Source organism: Hydrocoleum sp. CS-953, from assembly GCF_002260545.1.
Lineage (GTDB): Bacteria > Cyanobacteriota > Cyanobacteriia > Cyanobacteriales > Microcoleaceae > Trichodesmium.
The window spans coordinates 1-2,677 of the sequence record NZ_LGSU01000302.1 but is presented as its reverse complement, the minus strand read 5'-3'; the positions used below and the strand labels follow the sequence as shown (position 1 = coordinate 2,677).

At 32.8% G+C, this 2,677-nt stretch carries 1 protein-coding gene; it reads right to left on the bottom strand.

From position 1 onward, the window contains the following. Nucleotides 1-942 precede the first annotated feature (942 nt). Complete coding sequence (locus AFK68_RS02750; RefSeq protein WP_094671442.1) at nucleotides 943-2,130, bottom strand: class I SAM-dependent methyltransferase; 1,188 nt, start codon at nucleotides 2,128-2,130, stop codon at nucleotides 943-945. Between the last annotated feature and the right edge of the window lie 547 nt (nucleotides 2,131-2,677).

Below are 2,677 nucleotides of genomic sequence, written 5' to 3'. Positions count from 1 at the left end.
GGAAGTGTGGGGAGTGTGGGAGGTGTGGGGAGAGGTTAAAAGTAGGAAAAATCTATACTAACCAATTAATAATTGTCAAAAAAAGATTTTGAATCTTGGTAAATATTTAACTGTTGAAGTATAGCCGAAGTATAGCATTAATGCATGGTAATTGGTATTAGAGGTTGAATGTATCAGGAAATATAAAAAAAGAAGATAGGGAATAGGTATGGAGGGAATAGGTATGGAGGGAATATGTATGGAGGTATGGAGGCAAAAAAACAATTATTTGTTATCAAGAAATTCACAACTAACTGATTGAGTATGAATAGTCATACCTCCTCCCTCTGTAGAGTTATTTCAATCCCTTGCCTTATTCAAGCTAGTTGATTGAGTTGTGAAACTTTTTTCTTAATACTTATTTTACAAACAGTCTCTCAACTCTTAATTATTAATTATTAATTATTAATTATTAATTATTAACTATTAATTATTAATTATTCGGTAATAGCTGCAACTCCCTTTCTTAATTTATGAAATCTCCCTATTGTAATCTACCCATCATGAAAACTGCTGTAAATGATAATTTCCCTACCCCCAGCTTTCTTATTTCCCTGTTCCCCTACTCCCCTACTATACAATAACTGTTCAAACAGATGTGATATTAACAGGGTATTTTGAGTAATCTAATTGTTGCCAAATCCACTTTATATCATGTCCGGTTGAACAGTTATAAATAACGAGGGAGGAGTCAGGAGTCGTAGGGGCGTTTTCCTGACGGAATGCTCCGCAAACATGTCGCTCCGCGAAACGGCCGTTAGCTTCGCATAACTATCGTTAACGCCCGTACAGGAGTCAGGAGGGAAGAAACAAGAAAGAAGAAGGAGAAGGAAAAGGAAGAGGAAGAAGAGGAGAAGAAGGAGAAAGTTTTTTTATAACTAATTATCCGGACATGATATTAATCTAAACTAAAATAAATTCAGGTTTTAAGCCTAAATTATCAGTAAGCTGTTTAATTTCTTGTTCGTATATAGGATTCATAATAATGATAATTTCTGGTTGATAATCTTGCAAAAATTCTGGAGAAACAATCTTTTGACCAGCTCCAGCAATATACATTCCTTGTTTGCGAGGATTGAGATCGACAACATACTCAATATCATTATACTCTTTCAATAAATTTAAAAAAGTTACACCTTTAGACCCAGCACCCCAAACTACAATTTTTTTATTTTTGTTAGTAAATTCATCAAATTTTTGCTGCCATTTGTTAATTAATTCATTAAAAAGCTGATTGAATTTAACAACTTCATCACGAATATTTTCCACATCAGAAATTATTTGACTTTTTTTCGTTGCTGTTGTTGTAGCAGGAACAGCTTCCAAACATAAAAATTGACTCTCAAAAGTTTCATAAACCTCAGTAACTAGAAAATTATTATTCAGAAAAGCTTGAATCAGAGAATTATGAATAAAATAACCACAGTGTTCATATATAATATCCCAAACAGCAAGATTTTTTAAGATATAGCTGGAATTAGGAACCTCAAAAAAAACTTTTGTATCGTAGCGATCGCCAATTGCTTTTCTCAGAGAATTAAGTAAATCATTCGGATTAGGAATATGTTCTAAAGTGTGACGACAACAAATAAAATCAGCACCATATTCTTGATATTTTTCTGAGTAAAAGTCCTGAATAAATGTAATTTTATTACTCATGTTATTATGTTCTGTACGCGGAACATAAGTCGGGTCGAAACCAATACCTTGATTATCTCCAAGTTGACATAAAGAGACTAAAAAATCACCTTTCCCACAACCAATTTCAATAATATTTTTGCCTTTTAGATTGTGATTTTCAACTAATTTTTGTGCTAAAGAATCTGCATACTTTTGGAATCGGGATGAATAGTGTAAGGAGTTTTCATAATCCTGAGAATAAGATAGTTTTGTTTCGTCAAATGCTTGATTTTCTATAAAACCGCAGCTAGGACAAAAACTAAGTTTAATATCTCCTTTCGGGCAATCAATTGCTGGTTGTTTTTCTGACCAGAGTAAATTACAGTACACTGGCATATTGAGCATTGAAAAGAAATATTCTACCTCTGAAGAACCACAAATAGGACAGTTTTTGTGAATTGAATTTAACATTATTTTTGTTCCTTAGAATAGTTTTGAATACCAATTAACTTTAAAGATTTCACAAATAGTTTGCAACTTTAAATGTGAAATTATTTCCTGAAATTACTGAGCTGCTCAAAGTTTTGAGCTGATAAAATCTTAATGCATGACTTTTGTACGGGCGAATGACCATTAGCTACGCACAACTTTCCTATCGGAATGCGGAGCATTCATGTCGGCTCAAGCGCCGAAACGTTTTATATGTCGCGTAGCGTTAACGGAGTTGTGCGATAGCAAAACGCCCCTACGACTTTTGAATTCCGTGAAACGGTATCATTTTTTCCAGAATCAAATAAATCAGAATTGCGACGGGAGATAGTAATATTATATAATAAATCAAATCATATAACCTTGTATTATTGTTGTTAACATGAATTAGGGAAGAAAAAGGAGGAGATAAATTCCAAAATAGTGTTGTTTGAGGAGAAAAATTGATTATATGTTTATTGGCAAGTTCATCTATATATACTGATAAATTACTGATGGAGTATGTGATTATTAAGTTATGGTATTTGGT